Below are 18,380 nucleotides of genomic sequence, written 5' to 3'. Positions count from 1 at the left end.
ATGGACTAATTGTCTGATTCTGCGGCCTGAGCGCCTGCGGCGTCAGCGTTATCCGCTGTCCCCGACGGGGAATCACCGCCGGACTCGGCCTCGGGCACCGTGTCGACCACGCCGACGAGGGCGTGCCTGACCACCTGGTCACCGATCTTGTAGCCGCGGCGCATCACGGTTCCGACAACGGGGTGGGTGCCCTCGCCCTCGTGCTGCACGGCTTCGTGCAGTGACGGGTCGAACTCGTCACCCTCCGCGCCGAACGCGGAAAGACCCTGCCCCTCAAGGGCACCGACGAGCTTGTCGGCAACCGACTTGAGCGGCCCGGATTCCAGGTCACCGTGGCTACGGGCCCGGTCCAGGTCGTCGAGCACACCCAGCAATTGGGTGATGACGGTGGCCTTGGCCCGGTCGGCGGTGACCTGCTGATCACGCAGTGACCGCTTGCGGTAGTTGTCGTATTCGGCCTTCACGCGTTGCAGCGTGGACTTGAGCTCGGCAACCTCGTCGCTGTCGCTCGCCGGCGCACCGGCATCGGAGGCGGCGGACGCCGGCCCACCAGGGGCCGGCGCCTGCTCACGAACCTCACCGGTGTCGGGATCGATGCGCCGTTTGTCGGTGATGGTCACCGGCTCGTGCGAATCGTTCTCGCTCACTTGGTCTCCTGATCATCGTCGACAACCTCGGCGTCCACCACGTTGTCATCCGCAGCACTCGAGCCTCCGGCTTCAGCCCCCGAGGCCTGCTCGGCCTGGGTGGCTTCGTAGATCGCCTGGCCCAGCCCCTGCGACTCGACGCCGAGCTTCTCCATCGCCGTCTTGATCGCGGAGATGTCGGTGCCTTCCAGCGCCGACTTGGCCTCGGCGATCGCGCCGTCGACCTTGGTCAAGGTGTCCTCGGGAACCTTGGACCCGCCTTCGGCCTCACGCTGCTCCTTGACGAACTTCTCCGTCTGGTAGACCAGCGACTCGGCCTGGTTGCGGACATCGGCCTCTTCGCGACGCTTCTTGTCCTCGTCCGCGTGCGCTTCGGCGTCCTTGATCATCCGGTCGATCTCTTCCTTGGACAGGCCGGAGCCTTCCTGGATCTTGATCGTGTTTTCCTTGCCGGTGCCCTTGTCCTTGGCGGTGACGTGCACGATGCCGTTGGCGTCGATGTCGAAGGTGACCTCGATCTGCGGCACGCCGCGGGGGGCCGGCGGGATGCCGGTCAGCTCGAAGGAGCCGAGCAGCTTGTTGTGCGAAGCGATTTCGCGCTCACCCTGGAAGACCTGGATCTGCACCGACGGCTGGTTGTCGTCAGCGGTGGTGAAGGTCTCCGACCGCTTGGTCGGGATGGTGGTGTTGCGCTCGATCAGCTTGGTCATCACGCCACCCTTGGTTTCGATACCGAGGGACAGCGGGGTGACGTCAAGCAGCAGAACGTCTTTCACCTCGCCCTTGAGCACGCCGGCCTGCAGCGCAGCGCCCACCGCGACAACCTCGTCGGGGTTGACGCCCTTGTTGGGCTCCTTGCCGCCGGTCAGTTCCTTGACCAGGTCGGTGACCGCGGGCATACGCGTCGAGCCACCCACCAGGACCACGTGATCGATCTCGCCGACCGAGATGCCGGCGTCCTTGATCACCGACTGGAACGGCTGACGGGTGCGGTCCAACAGATCCTGAGTGATCTTCTGGAACTCGGCGCGAGTCAGCTGCTCGTCGAGGAACAGCGGGTTCTTGTCGGCGTCGACGGTGATGTAGGGCAGGTTGATCGAGGTGCTCTGCGAGGAGCTGAGTTCGATCTTGGCCTTCTCGGCGGCTTCACGCAGCCGCTGCATCGCCATCTTGTCCTTGGTCAGGTCGATGCCGCTGGTGGCCTTGAACTTGTCGACCAGCCACTCGACGATCCGGTCGTCCCAGTCGTCGCCACCGAGGTGGTTGTCGCCAGAGGTGGCACGCACCTCGACGACACCGTCGCCGATCTCCAGCAGCGAGACGTCGAACGTGCCGCCACCGAGGTCGAAGACCAGGATGGTCTGTTCCTTGCTGCCCTTGTCCAGACCGTAGGCCAGGGCGGCCGCGGTCGGCTCGTTGACGATGCGCAGCACGTTCATACCGGCGATCTGGCCGGCTTCCTTGGTGGCCTGACGCTGGGCGTCGTTGAAGTACGCGGGCACGGTGATGACGGCGTCGGTGATGTCCTCACCGAGGTAGGCCTCGGCGTCGCGCTTCAGCTTCTGCAGCGTGCGCGCGCTGATCTCCTGCGCCGTGTAGTTCTTGCCGTCGATCTCGACGGTCCAATCGGTGCCCATGTGACGCTTGACCGAACGGATGGTCCGGTCGACGTTGGTCACCGCCTGGTTCTTGGCGGGCTGGCCGACCAGCACCTCACCGTTGCGCGCGAACGCGACGACGGACGGGGTGGTCCGGGAGCCTTCAGAGTTTGCGACGACGACGGGGTCGCCGCCTTCCAGGACCGCCACGCATGAGTTGGTGGTCCCGAGGTCGATACCGACCGCACGAGCCATGGTGTTGCCTCCTGATACAGATAGGGGTCTGAGCGGACTGCGCTCAAGCTTGCTCCGGGTGAGCATAGATTGTCAACCCAGACTTGAGTCATCCCCACTCAACTTGCTGTCGATGTGGTCAACGGGGGTTTCGGGGGTTTTGTTCCCGGGATTCCAGGAAATTTTTGCCGATCCGAACTCAGCATTCGACGACGTTGACGGCAACGTTGACCGCCAGGCCACCCGTGGATGTCTCCTTGTACTTGGCGCTCATGTCCATTCCGGTGGCACGCATCGTCTCGATCACCTGATCCAGGCTCACTCGATGGGTTCCGTCGCCCCGCAGTGCCATGCGGGCCGCGTTGATCGCCTTACCCGCCGAGATGGCGTTGCGTTCGATGCACGGGATCTGCACCAGGCCACCGATCGGATCGCAGGTCAGGCCGAGGCTGTGTTCCATCGCGATCTCGGCCGCGTTCTCGACCTGTCGCGGGGTCCCGCCCAGGATCTCGGCGAGCCCTCCGGCAGCCATGGACGCCGCGGATCCGACCTCCCCCTGGCACCCGACCTCGGCACCCGAAATCGAGGCCCGTTCCTTGTACAGCGACCCGATGGCGCCGGCGGTGAGAAGGAATCGGACGGTCGTGTCGTCCGGCTCCGCAATTCCGGCCGGGGTGTAGCACAACGCATAGTGCAGCACCGCCGGGATGATCCCGGCTGCACCGTTGGTGGGCGCGGTCACGATCCGGCCGCCCGAGGCGTTCTCCTCGTTGACCGCGAGTGCGACCAGGTTCACCCAGTCCTCGGCGAAGACCGGATCACGCTGTGGGTCTTCGGCATCGAGCCGGACATACCAGTCCTTGGCCCGACGCCGGACCATGAGGTTGCCGGGCAGGTAGCCGTCCCGGGACATGCCGTTGGCCTGACACGAGACCATGACGTCACGGATCCGCAGGAGACGGTCGCGTACCTCGGCTTCACTTCGGGCCACACATTCATGGCGCATCATCACCTGGCTCACCGACAGTCCGTCGCGTTCGGTCAGGCCGAGCAATTCGGCAGCCGTGCGGAAGGAGCGGTCGGCGTGTGGTTCCGGATCCTCGCGTTGGTCCCGCTCGGATTCGGTGACGACGAAGCCGCCGCCCACCGAGAAGTAGGTCTCCCGGAAGACCGGGTCACCAGCGGACGAGAATGCCGTCAATGTCATGGCATTCGGGTGCTGGGCGAGCCGGCGGCCGGGCTGCAGCTGCATGTCGGATTCGGTCAGCCCGATGATGATTCGGCCGGCCAACAGGATCTTGCCCTCGGCGCGAATGGCCGCAAGACGCCGTTCCATCTCGTCGGTCTCGATCGTCTCGGACCGGTAGCCCTCCAGACCCAGCAGGATTGCCGGCATCGTGCCGTGGCCGGCACCGGTTGCCGCCAGCGAGCCGAACAGGTCCACCCCGACCTCGGCGACCCGCTCAACTACCTCGCGACCGACGAGTTCGTCGGCGAACATGCCCGCCGCCCGCATCGGGCCGACAGTGTGCGAGCTCGACGGGCCGATCCCGATCGAGAACAGGTCGAAGACACTGACCGCCATGAGATGACTCCAATTCCGGGCATCACAGCTGTGTGATGCATCGTGTGGTGACACCTCCCCGCTCTGTCCTGAAACCTGAGAGTTGCAGCGCGCCGCGCCTTTCCCCTTCGGTAAGCGCGACGCATGCGGCCGCACTGTTCTCCAGAGTTGTCTCGACACTGCGGTATTGGGCCTGAGAGATTCCCGGGGAGGATTTGCTCCTACGGCGCCTCCGGAAATCGGAGGTTCTCCCACAGTGCGTCGTCGACGTTTTGAGTTGTGTAACGGATGCTACTCGGCTGCGACTCCGCGGCGGCCAGACCGGAATAACCACGCCGGCGCCCCGGTTGCACCCACCGTCCCGCAAAACTAAACTGATCGTACAGTTCAGTTAAACGTCAGAACAGGTGGTCAAAGACATGAGCGTTTGGTTCATCACCGGAGCTTCCCGCGGATTCGGCTTGCAGATCGCCCGCGACGCACTGGATCGCGGCCATCAGGTGGTCGCGACCGCGCGTGACGCGTCCGCCGTCACCGCCGCCCTCGGCGAGAACGACAATGTGCTGGCAGTGGCCCTGGACGTCACCAACGAAGAGCAGGCACACCAGGCCGCGCAGGCGGCCGTGGATCGCTTCGGCCGCATCGACGTCCTGATCAACAACGCCGGACGTGGGCTGCTGGGAGCCGTCGAGGAGGCCACCGACGCCGAGGTGCGGGCCGTGTATGACACAAACGTGTTCGGGCTGCTGACGGTCACCCGCGCGGTCACCCCGGTGCTGCGGGCACAACGGTCGGGCACCATCGTCAACATCTCCTCGGTCGGCGGATTCGTCGGCTCAGCCGGCTGGGGCGTCTACGCATCGACCAAGTTCGCCGTCGAGGCGATCTCCGAGGCACTCAACGCCGAACTGAAACCGCTCGGCGTGCACGTCATGGTGGTCGAGCCCGGCTACTTCCGCACCGACTTTCTCGATTCATCGAGCCTGCAGACTCAGCGCAACATCATCGACGACTACGCCGACGGGCCCGCCGGACAGATGCGCGTCGCCGCCGGTGAGCGCAACCACGACCAGCCCGGCGATCCGGTGAAGGCTTCCGGCGCCATCATCGATGTCGTCGAATCCCCGCAGCCGCCGCTGCGCCTACTGCTGGGCAACGACACCATCGCGGCCGTCGAGGCCAAGATCGCCCATGTTCAGGCCGAGCTGGCACAGTGGCGAAGCGTCTCGGAATCAACGGATTTCGACGATGTCAGCCAGCACTGACGGAGCGGCCCGTGGGGCGGGCGCGTTCGTCCGCCCCACCGGCGCACGCAGCGACCGGATCCATCAGGCCATCTTGGTCGCCACCGCCGAGCTGCTCGACGAGGGTGGTTTCCCGGCGGCCACCATGGACGCGATCGCGGCGCGGTCCGGCGCCAGCAAGGCCACCCTCTACAAACACTGGCCATCGCGGACCGCCGTCTCGGCCGAGGCGTTCGGCACCACGATGGCCGAAGCGTTGCCCTTGCCCGATACGGGCAGTACGGCAGGTGATCTGACCGAACAGGTGGTCCGAGTCTCGGCGTTCTATGCCAGCCCCCGAGGCGAGGTGTTCGCCCAACTGCTCGCCGCCTGCGTCGAAGACGCAATGGGCGCAGCGTATTTCCGGGAGTACTTCCTGAGCGGTCGGCGCGCGGCCATCACCGAACTCTGGCAACGCGGACTGGACCGCGGCGACGCCGACGCCGACACCGCCATAGACGATGTGATCGACATACTGTTCGGTCCGCTCATCTTCCGTCGGATGACCGGCCACTACGCGCTGACCGAGGAGCATGCCCGGCAACTGGCCGTGACGGCGTTGCGCGGATTGCTCCCCAACACCACCTCCTAGCTCACAAACCCCACCAACCACCTGGGACTTCGGCACCTCACAAGGCGACCAGGTACGGTGCCCACAGCTCGGGGACAGCGGTAGGTGGGGAGGCGATCGATCGGTCATGTCAGAAGAACTGTCGAAGAGGGGTCCGGACGACACGGCGTCTGATGACGCCCCGGCACGCCGCAAGAACATGCAGCGGCGGGCGTTCAGGTTCGCCACACCCGTCGGCGAGATCGCCATCGCGATCCGCACCCCGCGCAACGAGCGCCCGCTTCTGCCGAAGCGGTACGACCCGTTCGGCATCGCCGATCGCGCGCTCGACGCCGCCAAGACGAGCATGAAGCTGGCGGCCTGGGGTGAGGAGCAGCTGGCCACACTGGTGAAGAACCGCCTGGAGGCCATCGATTCGGCGGCGCCCCGACCCGTGACCATCGCCACCCCCGAAGAGCCGACGCCCGAATCGCTCAACACCAAGATGGACCGCCTGCTGGACCGGGCCCTGGATCAGAGCACGTCGGGCAGTCAGGTGGAGCTGTACCACCGGCTGCTCGACCAGCTGGTGGCCGACGAAGCGCGAATCCTCGGCGCGCTCTCCGAAGGTGATGCCTCGCCGCTGGTCAACATCCATACCTGGACCCGGTCGCGCACCCCCGGTCAGGCGGTCTTGGAGAACGCCTGCCTGATCGGACGCACCGCCAATGTGGCGTTGCCCGCAATGGTCCCGCAGTACGTCGGCCATCTGCTGTCGCTGGGTCTGGTCGAGACCGGTCCCGAAGACCCTTCCCAGAAGGCCGAGTACGAGGTGCTCCTGGCGGAGCCGATGGTGTTGCAGGCGATCAAGAACGGATCCCGCGGTCCGCTGGCCGCGCGGGTGGAGAAGCTGACGCTGACGCTGTCGGGGCTTGGGCGCGGCTTGTGGGAGTCTGCGGTGCAACGGAACGGTTTGTGACGCTCCAGCGAGAAGCCGAAGGCGGATCGCGCATGAACGTCAGCGAGAAGCCGAAGGCGGATCGCGCATGAACGCCAGCGAGAAGCCGAAGGCGGATCGCGCATGAACGCCAGCGAGAAGCCGAAGGCAGATCGCGCATGAGCACAACGGAGACGATCCTCGCCGTCCAGACGTGGCAGGAGATCAAGGCCGATTTCAGTGTCAACTGGCTGATCTATCTGTCCATGCCGTTCGTCGCTGCGTTTGTCGGCTGGAGCACCAAGATCGTCGCGCTGGAGATGATTTACCGGCCGATGGAGTTCAAGGGCATCGGCCCGTTCGGCTGGCAGGGCATCGTGCCGCGCCGGGCAGGCAAGGTGGGCTCGAAGACCATCGAGCTACTCACCCAGAACCTCCTCAAACCGGAGGAACTGCTCGAAAGGGTCGACGCGAAGGAAGCCGTCAACGCGCTGCGCGAGCCGCTGACCCAGGTGGTCGACGAGATCTCCCGCGACCTCGCCGAGCAGATCCGCCCCGGGCTGTGGGACTCGCTGCCCGATGCGGCGCGCAACGCGATCCAGGCCCGCATCCACGACCAGACCCCCAAGGTCGTGGAGAAGATGCTCAACGAGATGCGGGCGGACCTCAACCGGTTCGTCGACATCCAGTTCCTGGCCGTCACGACGCTCGTCCGCAACAAGGACAAGCTGAACAAGCTGATGCGCGGGCTCGGCGACAACGCCATGGCGTTTGTCCGGCGCAGCGGCATCTACTTCGGCCTGGTGATCGGCGTGGTCCAGATGGTGGCCTGGGCGCTGTTCCAGAACCCGTGGATCATGCCGGCATTCGGTTTCGGCGTCGGCTTCATCAGCGATTACATCGCACTCAACATGTTGTTCCGGCCCGTCCACCCGACGAAGTATCTCGGCTTCATCCCCTTCCAGGGGTTACTGCACGCTCAGCGCGACATCATCACCAAGGACTACGCGCGGATCCTGGCCGAGGACCTGTTCTCACCTGAGATCCTGTTCGACGGCGTGCTGCGTGGTCCGGGTGCCGACAAACTGTTCTCACTCGTCGGCAAGGAGGTCGAGGCGGCCATCGACGCGCAGACCGGCATCGCCACACCGCTGGTCAAGTTCGCGGTCGGCACGCAGCGCTACAACGCGTTCAAGGACAACCTGGTGCAGATGGTGCTGGAACGCCTCCCCACGACATTGGTCGACGCGCAGGACTACGCCATGGGCGCCCTCGATCTTGAACAGACCATCATCGACAAGATGGGTCAGCTCACCAATGAGGAGTACGAGTCGATTCTGCGGCCCGTGTTCAAGGACGACGAGCCGACCATGATCGCCGTCGGCGCCGTCCTGGGCGGTGTGGTCGGCGAGATCCAGGTGCAGGTCATCGAGCACTTCGGGCACGACCCCGAGTCGGTCGGTGCGCTGCCGGATCTCGTGCGGACCGTCCTGCACCACTAGACACAGCCGCAGGTCTCCCCGACCTTCAGCATCGGTACGAAACCATCGTCGGCGAGCGGGGAATCGCCCAGTAACCGGCCGAGAGCCTGATGGGCCAGCGCGTCGACCGGTTGCTGCACGGTGGTGAGCCGCGGTCGTCCGTAATCGGCAGCGCTGCCGTCGAACCCGACCACCCGGATGTCGTCGGGGATCCGCAGGCCCGCATCCGCGACCGCACGGATCGTGGCGGAGGTCTGGCCGTAGGTCCCGACGACGAACGCCTGCGGCGCCCGTGCGTCACCGCGCAGAAACGCGCTCACCGCACCGTAGGCGCCGGACGGGGTGAGATCCGTGCGGATGATCGGTAGGTCCTGGCCGACGACGGAGGCGACGCCTTCGAATCGCTGCTGCACGGTCTCCCGGTCGCCGTGGCACACATCGGCTTCGGTGAAACCGCCGACGAAAGCGACGTCGCGACAATCGTGAACGTCGAACAGGTGCCGGGCGATGAGTTCGCCGGCATGGACGTGATCGATTCCCACGATGTCCGCCTCGACCGCGCCCCTGATGTTGTGCATCCACACCACGGGAATGTGTTCTCGCCGACAAAGATTCGCTGTGCGTGGGGCGTTTGCCGCTCCGACCACCAGCAGCCCGTCGACGCCGACCTCGGCGAACGCGGTGGCGAACTCGAGCTCACGCTCGGGGTCGTATCCGGTGTTGCCGATCAGGGTCAGGTGATCGCGCGTCCGGGCTTCCACTTCGATGCGCCCCACGAATTCACCGAACAGAGGCAACGTGAGGTCGGGAACCAGCAGTCCGATCTGCCGCCAGCGTCGCGGCCGACGCAACGCGCGGGCACGCCCGTCCGGCCGATAGTTCAGGTCGTCGATCGCACGAAGCACCTTGGCCCGCAGAAACTCTGACACCGGACGCGGCCCGTCGTTGAGGACGTAGCTCACCACCGCCGTCGAGGTGCCTGCGCGGTTGGCCACGTCGGCCAGGGTCGGACGTTTACCACTCACAACGGCTGGAGCCTCCGCTCGTCGGTGACCGCTCGAAAGAGTTTGAATCACCTCGATTGTGATGGTTACGCCCACAATTCGCCTGCCTACGCTAATCGATTAGAACCGTAACGAGGAGGACCCGTGGTTGTAACCGGTCGTTGGTGGAGTAACTGACATGGCATTCGTACGACTCACCGGAGTCACCTATCTCGACCCCGAACTCGCCTACGACAGCTACGTCCTGTTCACCGGCGCCGACGGGGCCACCCGACTGATCGACCTCAACGGCACCGTGGTGCACGAATGGCCGTATGCCGGTGTGCCACCGCGCATCGTGGATCCGGCCCTCAACGGTGGGCGTTTGGGCGACGTCGGGGTGCAACTGTCCGACAGCGACGACGCCCGCGGTGGCATCTACGCGAACGGCACCGTCGGCCAACTGGACTGGGAAGGCGAGACCGTCTGGGAGTGGGGCAACCAGGCCCCTGGCGGAGCGGCCCACCAGAACCACGACTGGGAGTTGCTCCCCAACGGCAATCGCCTGATCCTCACGACCGTTCCTCGAGTGGTGCCCGGTCTCGGTGACCACACCGTCGGAGATCAGGGGCTCTACGAAGTGACGCCCGGGGGTGAGATCGTCTGGCAGTGGCTTGCCGGCGACCACCTCGATGAGTTCGGATTCTCCGAGGCAGGTTGGGATGCGTTGCGCCAGACAGTGGCTCGCGATCCCGACGATCCATGGGGCTATCTGGAGATGAACAGCGCCAAGACCCTCGGACCCAACCGGTGGCATGTCGAAGATTCCGATTCCGTGTTCCACCCCGACAACATCCTGATCAGCTTCCGCAAGGCCAACATCATCGCGCTGATCGACAAGGCCTCCGGCGCGATCGCCTGGAAGCTCGGACCCTATTACGACACCGAGTTCGGCGCCCAGCATCAGCGCATCAACGTGCACAAGGTGCCGCGTCCGGTCGATCAGACGTCCGGCCAGCACAACCCGCACATGATCGCCGCGGGCCTGCCCGGGGCGGGCAACGTCCTGGTGTTCGACAACCAGGGCGGCGCCGGTTACCCGGCCGCTCCCCTGGGCATCTACGCGGGGTCCCGGGTACTCGAAATCGACCCTGCCACCAGGGAAATCGTGTGGCAGTACACCGCCGAGGACTCGGGGCTGCCGTCGTGGACCTTCTTCAGTTCATTCGTGAGCAATGCGCAGCGCCTGCCCAACGGCAACACCCTGATCACCGAAGGGATGCAGGGACGGTTGTTCCAGGTCACCCCGGACGGTGACGTGGCATGGGAGTACCACAGCCCTTATCAGGGCTACGGGGTGGCCGGTGAGCCCGAGGTCAAGCAGACCAGGGTGCCCGGGGTCGACCGCCTGACCCGCACGGCGCTGGTGTACAGGTCGCAGGCCGTACCGTTCGACTGGGTGCCCGCGGACACCGCGCGAGAACCACTGAGGGCCGTCCAGCCAGACCCGGAAGTCCTTCCATGACAGCCGGTTTGGCCGTTCTGGGCAAGGCATCGAACCCGCCACTGCACCCGGCTCCGGTCCGGCTGCGGTCGGCGTTCGCCCGGCTCGGTGTCCTCGGCTGGACGCTCACCGGACTGGGGATCGCCGCGGCCCTGTGGTCGTTGATCGTGGCGACCGGGCGGTTCCCGCGACAGCTGTTCCCGAGCGTGCCCGAGATCCTCGCCGCCGGTCACACCCTGTGGACCGAGGGGCTGCTGGCCGACGACATCCTCGCCAGCCTGCAAAGGGCAGCAGTCGGTTTCGCCCTCGGTGCCGGTATCGGCATCATCGTCGCCATACTCACCGCGACGACAACGGCCGGCCGCAATCTGCTGCAACCGGTGCTGCGGGTGTTCTCGCCGATCCCCACGATCGGTCTCGTCCCGCTGGCGATCCTGTGGTTCGGGCTGGGCGAGAACAGCAAGCTCCTGGTCATCGCGCTCGGAGTGTTCGTCCCGGTGTGGATCAACAGCCACTCCGGTTTGGCGAGCACTCCGGTCGACTATCTGAAGGCCGCCCGCTGCCTGGGTGCCGGCCGTTGGCAGACCCTGTCGCGAGTGGTGCTGCCCGAGGCGGCCCCCGACATCGCGTCGGGACTACGGGTAGGTGCCGCGATGGCATTCGTGCTCATCGTGGTGGCCGAGATGACCGGCACCACATCAGGTATCGGATATCGGATCTCTCAGGCGCAGTTGTTCTCCCAGGCCGATCGGCTGATCTTCTGCCTGATCGTCCTGGGCATCATCGGCGCCCTGTGTGACCTGTTGGTCGCCTCGGTCACGTCCCCGTTCACCCGTTGGGCCCAAGAGGAGCGCTGAGATGTCCATCCAGACTCACGACCTCGTGGTGAGGTTCCCCGGCAAGCAGGAGCCGACCCTGAAGGGCATTTCGCTGACCATTCCGGACGGCTCCTTCTCGGTTCTCGTCGGCGCCTCCGGCAGCGGCAAATCGACTCTGCTGCACTGTCTTGCCGGCCTCATCACCGCAACCTCGGGCGCGGTGACCGACAATGGCGAGACGGTCACCGCGCCGCATCCTCGCCGGGGCGTCGCCTTCCAGAGCGACGTGCTGTTCCCGTGGATGACGGTCGCGGACAACATCGCCTTCGCCCTGACGGCCCGACGTTTGCCGAAATCGCAGCGCCGGGACACCATTCACGAGTTGCTCGAGTTGGTAGGTCTGCGTGACGAAGTGGCCGCGCAGCGCCCCGGTGAGCTGTCCGGTGGAATGCGACAACGGGTCAGCATCGCCCGCGTGCTGGCCGGGGAGCCGTCCGTCATGCTGATGGACGAACCGTTCGCGGCGCTCGACGCACTGACCCGGCTGCGCATGCAGGATCTGCTGATCGATCTATGGACGCGGCTGAACCGCACGGTCGTGTTCGTCACGCACGACATCGACGAGGCGATCCGGCTGGGGGACACCGTCAGCGTCCTGCGCGACGGGCAGATCGCCGATCAGATCACCAATCCGCTCAGCCGCCCCCGTCCGGCCGATGCGCTGGCAGACCAGCCCGGCTACAGCGAGATCCGCAAGACCCTGCACCACCAGCTCGGCATCGACCACGCCGTGCACTGACATCCACCCACAAAGGAACCCATAACGTGAAGACCCCTTTCCGGCGCATCGTCGCCGCAGCAGTCGCCGCTGCCGCCCTCGCTGCGACAGGCACCGCCTGCACCGACTCGGGCACCGCGAACGCCGATCAACTCACCGTCGGGTTCGTCGTCGACCCGTCCTGGGCGCAGGTCCCCGTCGCCGCCGGCACCGACCTGTTCGGCAAGCACAACGTCGACGTCAAGGTGGTGAACTTCCAATCCGGTGTCGAAGCACTGCAGGCCGCGGCCGCCGGTCAGGTCGACATCACCACCGCGGCGGACGTGCCCACCTCGGCGGCGCTGACCCGCACACCCACGCTGCGGGTGATCGCCGACGGATCCCGTTGGCAGGGCTCGCGGATCGTCGCCCGGCGCAGCGCGGGCATCAACACCGTCGCGGATCTGGCCGGCAAGTCGATCGGCACTCCGCTGGGTACCAGCGCCGCCTACTACGTGTCGAATGCCCTGGCGCAGAACAACCTCAAGGCTGAGCTGGTACAGGTCGCGCCGTCGGCGATCGTCACCGCCGCCACCCAGCGCAATGTCGACGCGGTGTCGATCTTCCAGCCCTACCAGGCGCAGACCATCAAGGCACTCGGCGACGACGCGGTGGCACTGAGCGGCGGAACCTACAACCAGCACAGCCTGTTCATCGCGACCGAATCCGCCGTCGCAACCAAGGGCAACGCGATCGCCGCCTTCCTCACTGCCCTCGATGACGCAGGTGCCGCCCTGTCCCGGCACGACAAGGCCGCCACCGACGCCGTCGCCAAAGCCACCCAGCTGGATCCGGAGCTGCTCGGCACCGTACTCGGCGAATTCGACTTCACGCTGCAGCTGAATCCAGACCTGGCCGACAAGCTGGCCGAACTCGGGGCGTGGGCCAAAACCCAGAAGTCCATCGACCCCGGCACGCAACTGCCCGACTACGCCAAGTTTCTCGACAACCAGTTCCTGCCGCAGCCGAGCAAGTCCTGACAGCTAGGTGGCTCGAGCCCGCAGCTCGCGCCGTCGCAACAGCGCCGTACCGAACGCGCCGATCACGACCAGATCAGCAGCCACCCCACTGCTGACCGTGGCCAGCAGCCAGCCTGCGACACCGGTGGCAAGTACGAACGGCGGCAGCCACTCGAACACCCGCGACCATGACGGCACCGGGTGTAGCGCATGCGCAGCCTCCGTGGCGCGGGCGTAGTCGGGATAGAACTCGGTGACCGCCACCGCGAAGAACAGTGCCGCCAGCTGGAGAATCCAGCCGGTCCAGAAATTGTCGGTGCTGCCAAAGAACACATCCCCGAGGAAACCGACCGACGCCGAGAAGCCGAATGCCGCCGCCCACACCGCGGTCACCACCATGTTCGTGCGCTTGAACAGCGGCGTGTCCCAACGGTCCGACGGGGTGATGTCGCGTGCGTACGCCGTCGTATACGGCCGTCCGATGATCAGGCTGACCAGGGCGAAGATCGCTAACGACGCGTTCGTGATCTCCCCCGACCACATCTCCAGCCATGCCTTCTGCCCTCGGGAGGCAACCAGCCCGACAGCCGCCAGCACCACGAAGAAGGACACTCCTAGCATCTCCAGCACGTGGACCGGAATGTTGCGGCGACGGTCCAGTGCCAGCACCAGCAGCGAAAAACCGAGCGCACCCCACACTGCGATCTCATACCTGCCGGGCCCGGCCAGGATCGCCATCAACGCCCACGGCACGATCCCGGACAGCGGAGAGTCCAGGAACGCATCGAGGGTTTTGCCGAGCACGCGACGACCGTAGGTGACGTAGCTGGGAGATTCCCGGGCAAGTCCTGAGCTCTGTCGCCCTCCCACAACGACACCCGCGCTTTTCAGCCTTTCGCGACAAGCCCGCGCCGGCCCAACTTGGCTAGCGTTCCGCCGCGTGAACACAGCTACCGCGCGGGTCGCAGCCCATCTCACGCAACGGCTGCTGCCGTTGGTACCCACCCCGCTCAGTTTCAGCTCCGCGACACGGCGCGTCGCCCCACCTGAGACCGTCGAGGTACCGACGCGCCACGGTACTGTCCGGTGCCTCATCTATTCGCCGCACCCCGACGCGCCGCTTGCCAGGTCCGGCGCTGACGGTCCGCCGGTCAACCTGCACCTGCACGGCGGCGCCTTCATCGTGCGCAACCCGCGGCAGGAGGAATACATCACGCACCACATCGCGGCGGAGGCCGGCGCGGTGGTCATCTTGGCCGACTACGCCACGGCGCCGCAGGTGCGATATCCGGTGGCCGAACAACAATGCTTCGACGTCGCGCTGTGGGTACGCGGCGAAGCCGCTCGCCGCGGTTGGGACTCGGCCCGAATGTCGGTGACGGGTGCGAGCGCCGGCGCGAAGCTCGCTGTCAACGTGTGCCAGCAGGCTTATCGCACAGGAGAAGTCGGGTTGCGTGCAGCGGCGCTGGCCTTCCCCGTCGTCGACCTCAGCCGGGCCGACCGCACCTCCGTCAAGGTGCGTCCACGCATATCGCGAAGGATCCAACGACTCGTGATCGACTCGTATCTCGTGGACACGAGCCGCTCACGGGAGCCGCTGGCCTCTCCCCGCTTCGATGACGAGCTGACGGCCGCGATGCCGCCGACACTGATTCTGACCGGCGCCCTCGACACTCTCGGCCCCGAGGGCGACGAGCTGGCGGCACGATTGTCCGGCGCGGGTGTCCCGATCACGCACCATTGCTTTGAGGGCATCGACCACGGCTTCACGAGGTCAGAAGCGGCCACTGCGCATGACGCGACGAAACGCATTGCCGCCCATCTCGTCCAGCATCTGCGGTGAACACTCCCGATTAGCGCATCGCGACAACCGACCGGGCACACGTTGGCTCATCCGCACGAGCGAGCGGCCACGCTGTGTCCATAGCGTCGGTGCATGCCCATAACTGGACCTCGATTCATGACCGCCGACCTCACCGATCGGGTTGTGGTCGTCACCGGCGCCGGCAGCGGTATCGGCCGAGAGCTGGCGCTGTTGTGTGCCCGACGGCATGCCCGGCTGGCGCTGTGCGACGTCGACGAGGCCGGCCTGTCCGACACCGCTGAGGCGGCCCGCGCCCTCAGTGCGCAGGTGCTGACCTCGTGGGCAGATGTGTCCGAGACCGAGTCGATGACACTTTTCGCCGACGCTACCTCCGACTATTTCGGCCGGGTGGACCTGTTGGTCAACAACGCCGGAGTCGGCCTGGTGGGCGGCTTCTTGGATACCAACGTCAAAGATTGGCAGTGGCTGATCGACGTCAACCTGATGGGTGTGGTGCACGGCTGCGAGGCCTTCCTGCCCACCATGATCGGCTCGGGTCGCGGCGGCCACATCGTCAACCTGTCCTCGGCGGCCGGCCTCCTGGCCAATCCCCAACTGACCGCCTACAGCGCAACGAAGTTCGCGGTACTCGGGTTGTCGGAAGCACTGCGCATGGAACTGAGACCCCATGGCATCGGTGTCACCGCGGTGTGTCCCGGCATCATCAACACCGCCATCACGCAGAACAGCCCAATCCGCGGTGGCGGGGACGTCGACGAACGGCGCAGGCAGCTCGAGTCGACCTATCGGAAGCGCGGCTACACCCCTGAGCGTGTGGCCAGGAACATCCTGCGCGCAGTGGACCGAAACCGCGCGGTGGCGCCGGTCGCCGCCGAAGCGCACCTGATGTATGCGCTCTCGCGGACTGCCCCGCCGCTGGCTCGGTGGATCGCGACACGCATGGCCGAATTATCCAAGTAGACAACATATTCGAGGACATGACATGCAACTTGAAGGCCGCAGCGCGCTGGTAACCGGAGCGACGGGAGGGATCGGCCGGGCCATCGCACGCGAGCTCGCCCGGCGCGGGTGCGCACTCACGGTGACAGGCCGGCGCGAACTGGAGCTCAAGAAACTGGTCGGTGAGCTGGGACCGCCCACGCGCGCGTTGACGGCAGATCTGACCGACCTCGGCGAGGTGCGGGATCTGATGGACCGTGCAGGCGATGTGGACATCCTCATCGCCAACGCCGGCGTCGGCATCCCGCAGGATCTCGCGATGCTGAGCGACAGTGAGATCGAAGAAGCCGTGCGTATCAATCTGCTGGCCCCGGCCGCGCTCGCCCGGGCGGCGGTGACGTCGATGCGACACCGCGGCCAGGGGCACATCGTCTTCATCTCCTCGGGAGCCGGACTCATCGCGACACCCGGCAACGGCGCGGTGTACACGGCCACAAAATGGGGCCTGCGTGGCCTCGGGCTTGCCCTACGTCAGGAGTTGCACGGCACCGGAATCGGCGTGTCCACGATCTTTCCCGGTCCCATCCGTGATGCGGGGATGTTGGCGGACACCGGTGTCACTCTTCCGCGAGGGTTCGGTACGAGTTCACCGGAGGATGTCGCCCGGGAAGTGGCCAGGGCCATCGAGCGCGGCACACCCGAGACCACGGTCGCTTCGTTAGGCGTGCGTATTCTGACCGGAATCGGGGCTGTCGCACCGGTTCTGATCGGTGACCTCGCGCGCGTGGCCGGGGTCGGGCGGGTTCGCGACGCGATGCTCGGCCGGGTCTGACCCGGGGCGCGAGCCAATCAGTTGGCCGTACGCAGGGAGGCGGGCGTCGTTTCGGAATCAGAGGTTTCGGTGACGACATCGGCCAGGGCCAGCGCGACACGCAACTCGAGGGTGCGCCGCTCCAACGACCTGCCCAACAGTTCCTCCGCCTGACGAATCCGGTAGGCGACGGTGTTGTCGTGGACGTGCAGCCGCTTGGCTGTCCGTCCACGGCTGCAGTTCTCGTCGAGATAGGCACGCACTGTGGCAGCCAGGCGACGGGTGGTTTCGTCCATCTCGCCGAGCGGTCCGAGTTCGCGTCGCACGAAATCGCGCGCCTGGTCGAGGTTGGCAGTCGCGATGGCCCGCAGCGACACATTGTCGTAGCGGGTGACGCTACCGGCCGCACGGCCGGCAAGGCGTGCGACTCGTTGCGCCTCAACCGCTTCCACATAGCTCGACCGGATACCCCCGATCCCGGGCGCAGGCTCGCCAATCGCGACCCGCACACCGGGCGCATTCGCAGTCCGGAACCGTAACTCGTCCAACACCTTCGACGGGATATGACTGTGTGAGCTGATCCAGGCGGCCGTCGACAGGATTCCGAGCGGATGCACAAGCGGCTTCTGATTGCCGATGGCCGAGGCGATGTCGCGGATCGCCGCTTCGAGGACGGCCTGCGTGTTGCGCCCTTCTTCGTGGGTTTCGAGCCATGCGATCGCGGCAACGTGGACCCGGCGGACATCGTGGCGAAGCCGCCGGGTCGCCACGTCGGTGTCGATGGGTTCACCGGCCAGGATGGTGGCGATGGTCTCGGCTTGGCTGGCGGCGGCGCTGCGCAGCCATCGGTCGCGTTCGGCGGTGTACACCTCCTCCACCAGGCACAGCGCGGCGTCGACATAGGCGAACATCCACGCCGACCCCAGCTCCGAGGCAAGGTGCAGTTCCTCGGCATTGCGCGAATGGTTCTGCAGAATCGCGTTGAACTGAGTCGCGGTTGCGGCGTGCGCGAGGCGATAACTGCGCATGAGCGTGGTGAGCGGGATGCCGTGTTGTGCACCGTCCCGTGCATAGTCGAGCGTCGGCGACTGCAGCTGCACCGCCGCCAGCGGATCTTCGCCGGACGACAACACCTGCGCGAAGTCGAGAATGCTTGCCTCGGTACTCGCCCGATTGACCTCGAGAGCCTGTTCGTCGGCCAGCAGGTCGCTCAGCCGAGCTCGGGTGTAATCGTTCACCGCTGCTGAGATTTCGCGGGCCCGCTCGGTGAGTTCGGCAGCGGCCGGCCGCAGCACCGCCGACCACACTCGTCGCTGCTCAGCATCCTGTGCGTCTGCCCAGGCCGGCTCCATGCAGTGCACGGTAGCGCCGCCCCCGGCCCACGGTAGGCAAATTGAACAACCACCGGGCGCGGCGTTGGCGCACGCGGA

The 18,380-nt window shown here is 66.0% G+C and carries 17 protein-coding genes and 1 riboswitch; of the genes, 11 read left to right on the top strand and 6 right to left on the bottom strand.

The window, feature by feature from the left end; genetic code table 11:
- Window positions 1-5: 5 nt before the first annotated feature.
- From grpE to AC4ELS_RS03725, 3 genes are all read right to left on the bottom strand, one after another.
- On the bottom strand, window positions 6-647 hold the full coding sequence (grpE, locus tag AC4ELS_RS03735) for a nucleotide exchange factor GrpE (RefSeq protein WP_064881747.1): 642 nt from the start codon (window positions 645-647) through the stop codon (window positions 6-8).
- Complete coding sequence (gene dnaK / locus AC4ELS_RS03730; RefSeq protein WP_064881749.1) at window positions 644-2,500, bottom strand: molecular chaperone DnaK; 1,857 nt, start codon at window positions 2,498-2,500, stop codon at window positions 644-646. Before dnaK ends, grpE begins: the two co-directional genes overlap by 4 nt.
- 178 nt (window positions 2,501-2,678) lie before the next feature.
- On the bottom strand, window positions 2,679-4,064 hold the full coding sequence (locus AC4ELS_RS03725) for an L-serine ammonia-lyase (protein ID WP_499045931.1): 1,386 nt from the start codon (window positions 4,062-4,064) through the stop codon (window positions 2,679-2,681).
- Window positions 4,065-4,215: 151 nt separating this feature from the next.
- A riboswitch (glycine riboswitch) is annotated at window positions 4,216-4,307 on the bottom strand.
- Between the two features lie 155 nt (window positions 4,308-4,462).
- On the opposite strand from AC4ELS_RS03725, the gene AC4ELS_RS03720 reads away from it, so the two are divergent.
- From AC4ELS_RS03720 to AC4ELS_RS03705, 4 genes are all read left to right on the top strand, one after another.
- Window positions 4,463-5,308, top strand: a complete 846-nt coding sequence (locus tag AC4ELS_RS03720; RefSeq protein ID WP_499045928.1) for an oxidoreductase — start codon at window positions 4,463-4,465, stop codon at window positions 5,306-5,308.
- On the top strand, window positions 5,292-5,918 hold the full coding sequence (locus AC4ELS_RS03715) for a TetR/AcrR family transcriptional regulator (RefSeq protein ID WP_499045927.1): 627 nt from the start codon (window positions 5,292-5,294) through the stop codon (window positions 5,916-5,918). The genes AC4ELS_RS03720 and AC4ELS_RS03715 overlap by 17 nt, the downstream gene beginning before the upstream one ends.
- 106 nt (window positions 5,919-6,024) lie before the next feature.
- Window positions 6,025-6,855 (top strand): Abi-alpha family protein, encoded by an 831-nt coding sequence (locus AC4ELS_RS03710; RefSeq protein ID WP_174554328.1) that lies wholly within the window; start codon window positions 6,025-6,027, stop codon window positions 6,853-6,855.
- A gap of 137 nt (window positions 6,856-6,992) precedes the next feature.
- Entirely contained in the window at window positions 6,993-8,315 is a 1,323-nt protein-coding gene (locus tag AC4ELS_RS03705) for a DUF445 domain-containing protein (protein ID WP_064960980.1), read from the top strand.
- Here AC4ELS_RS03705 and AC4ELS_RS03700 read toward each other — a convergent pair.
- Window positions 8,312-9,319: a LacI family DNA-binding transcriptional regulator gene (locus AC4ELS_RS03700; protein WP_499045922.1), complete on the bottom strand. Its 1,008-nt coding sequence runs from the start codon at window positions 9,317-9,319 to the stop codon at window positions 8,312-8,314. The two genes, AC4ELS_RS03705 and AC4ELS_RS03700, sit on opposite strands and share 4 nt — an antisense overlap.
- Before the next feature lie 157 nt (window positions 9,320-9,476).
- On the opposite strand from AC4ELS_RS03700, the gene AC4ELS_RS03695 reads away from it, so the two are divergent.
- The 4 genes from AC4ELS_RS03695 to AC4ELS_RS03680 are packed head-to-tail and all read left to right on the top strand — an operon-like array spanning window position 9,477 to window position 13,396.
- Entirely contained in the window at window positions 9,477-10,802 is a 1,326-nt protein-coding gene (locus AC4ELS_RS03695; RefSeq protein ID WP_499045919.1) for an aryl-sulfate sulfotransferase, read from the top strand.
- The gene (locus tag AC4ELS_RS03690) at window positions 10,799-11,638 is read left to right on the top strand and encodes an ABC transporter permease (protein ID WP_499045916.1); all 840 of its coding nucleotides are present in this window, start codon (window positions 10,799-10,801) and stop codon (window positions 11,636-11,638) included. Before AC4ELS_RS03695 ends, AC4ELS_RS03690 begins: the two co-directional genes overlap by 4 nt.
- Before the next feature lies 1 nt (window position 11,639).
- Window positions 11,640-12,398 (top strand): ABC transporter ATP-binding protein, encoded by a 759-nt coding sequence (locus AC4ELS_RS03685; RefSeq protein WP_499045914.1) that lies wholly within the window; start codon window positions 11,640-11,642, stop codon window positions 12,396-12,398.
- 26 nt (window positions 12,399-12,424) lie between these two features.
- Window positions 12,425-13,396, top strand: coding sequence for an ABC transporter substrate-binding protein (locus tag AC4ELS_RS03680; protein ID WP_498883146.1), 972 nt, complete (start codon window positions 12,425-12,427; stop codon window positions 13,394-13,396).
- Window positions 13,397-13,399: 3 nt separating this feature from the next.
- Here the strand turns inward: AC4ELS_RS03680 and AC4ELS_RS03675 are convergent, their stop codons facing one another.
- Window positions 13,400-14,179: a DUF3159 domain-containing protein gene (locus AC4ELS_RS03675; protein WP_499045911.1), complete on the bottom strand. Its 780-nt coding sequence runs from the start codon at window positions 14,177-14,179 to the stop codon at window positions 13,400-13,402.
- A 136-nt stretch (window positions 14,180-14,315) separates the two neighbouring features.
- On the opposite strand from AC4ELS_RS03675, the gene AC4ELS_RS03670 reads away from it, so the two are divergent.
- The 3 genes from AC4ELS_RS03670 to AC4ELS_RS03660 all read left to right on the top strand — a co-directional run bounded on the left by AC4ELS_RS03670 (window position 14,316) and on the right by AC4ELS_RS03660 (window position 16,971).
- Window positions 14,316-15,218: an alpha/beta hydrolase fold domain-containing protein gene (locus AC4ELS_RS03670; protein ID WP_499045907.1), complete on the top strand. Its 903-nt coding sequence runs from the start codon at window positions 14,316-14,318 to the stop codon at window positions 15,216-15,218.
- Between the two features lie 93 nt (window positions 15,219-15,311).
- On the top strand, window positions 15,312-16,160 hold the full coding sequence (locus AC4ELS_RS03665; protein WP_499045905.1) for an SDR family NAD(P)-dependent oxidoreductase: 849 nt from the start codon (window positions 15,312-15,314) through the stop codon (window positions 16,158-16,160).
- A 22-nt stretch (window positions 16,161-16,182) separates the two neighbouring features.
- Window positions 16,183-16,971 carry an SDR family NAD(P)-dependent oxidoreductase gene (locus AC4ELS_RS03660; protein WP_498883144.1) on the top strand — a complete coding sequence of 263 codons (789 nt, stop codon included), beginning with the start codon at window positions 16,183-16,185 and terminating at the stop codon, window positions 16,969-16,971.
- 17 nt (window positions 16,972-16,988) lie between these two features.
- Here the strand turns inward: AC4ELS_RS03660 and AC4ELS_RS03655 are convergent, their stop codons facing one another.
- Window positions 16,989-18,302, bottom strand: a complete 1,314-nt coding sequence (locus AC4ELS_RS03655; RefSeq protein ID WP_448448427.1) for a PucR family transcriptional regulator — start codon at window positions 18,300-18,302, stop codon at window positions 16,989-16,991.
- Window positions 18,303-18,380: the final 78 nt, after the last annotated feature.

It is taken from the genome of Mycobacterium shunyiense, from assembly GCF_058270035.1.
Note: the sequence above shows the minus strand (reverse complement) of the source record. Positions and strands in the feature narration are given on the sequence as shown.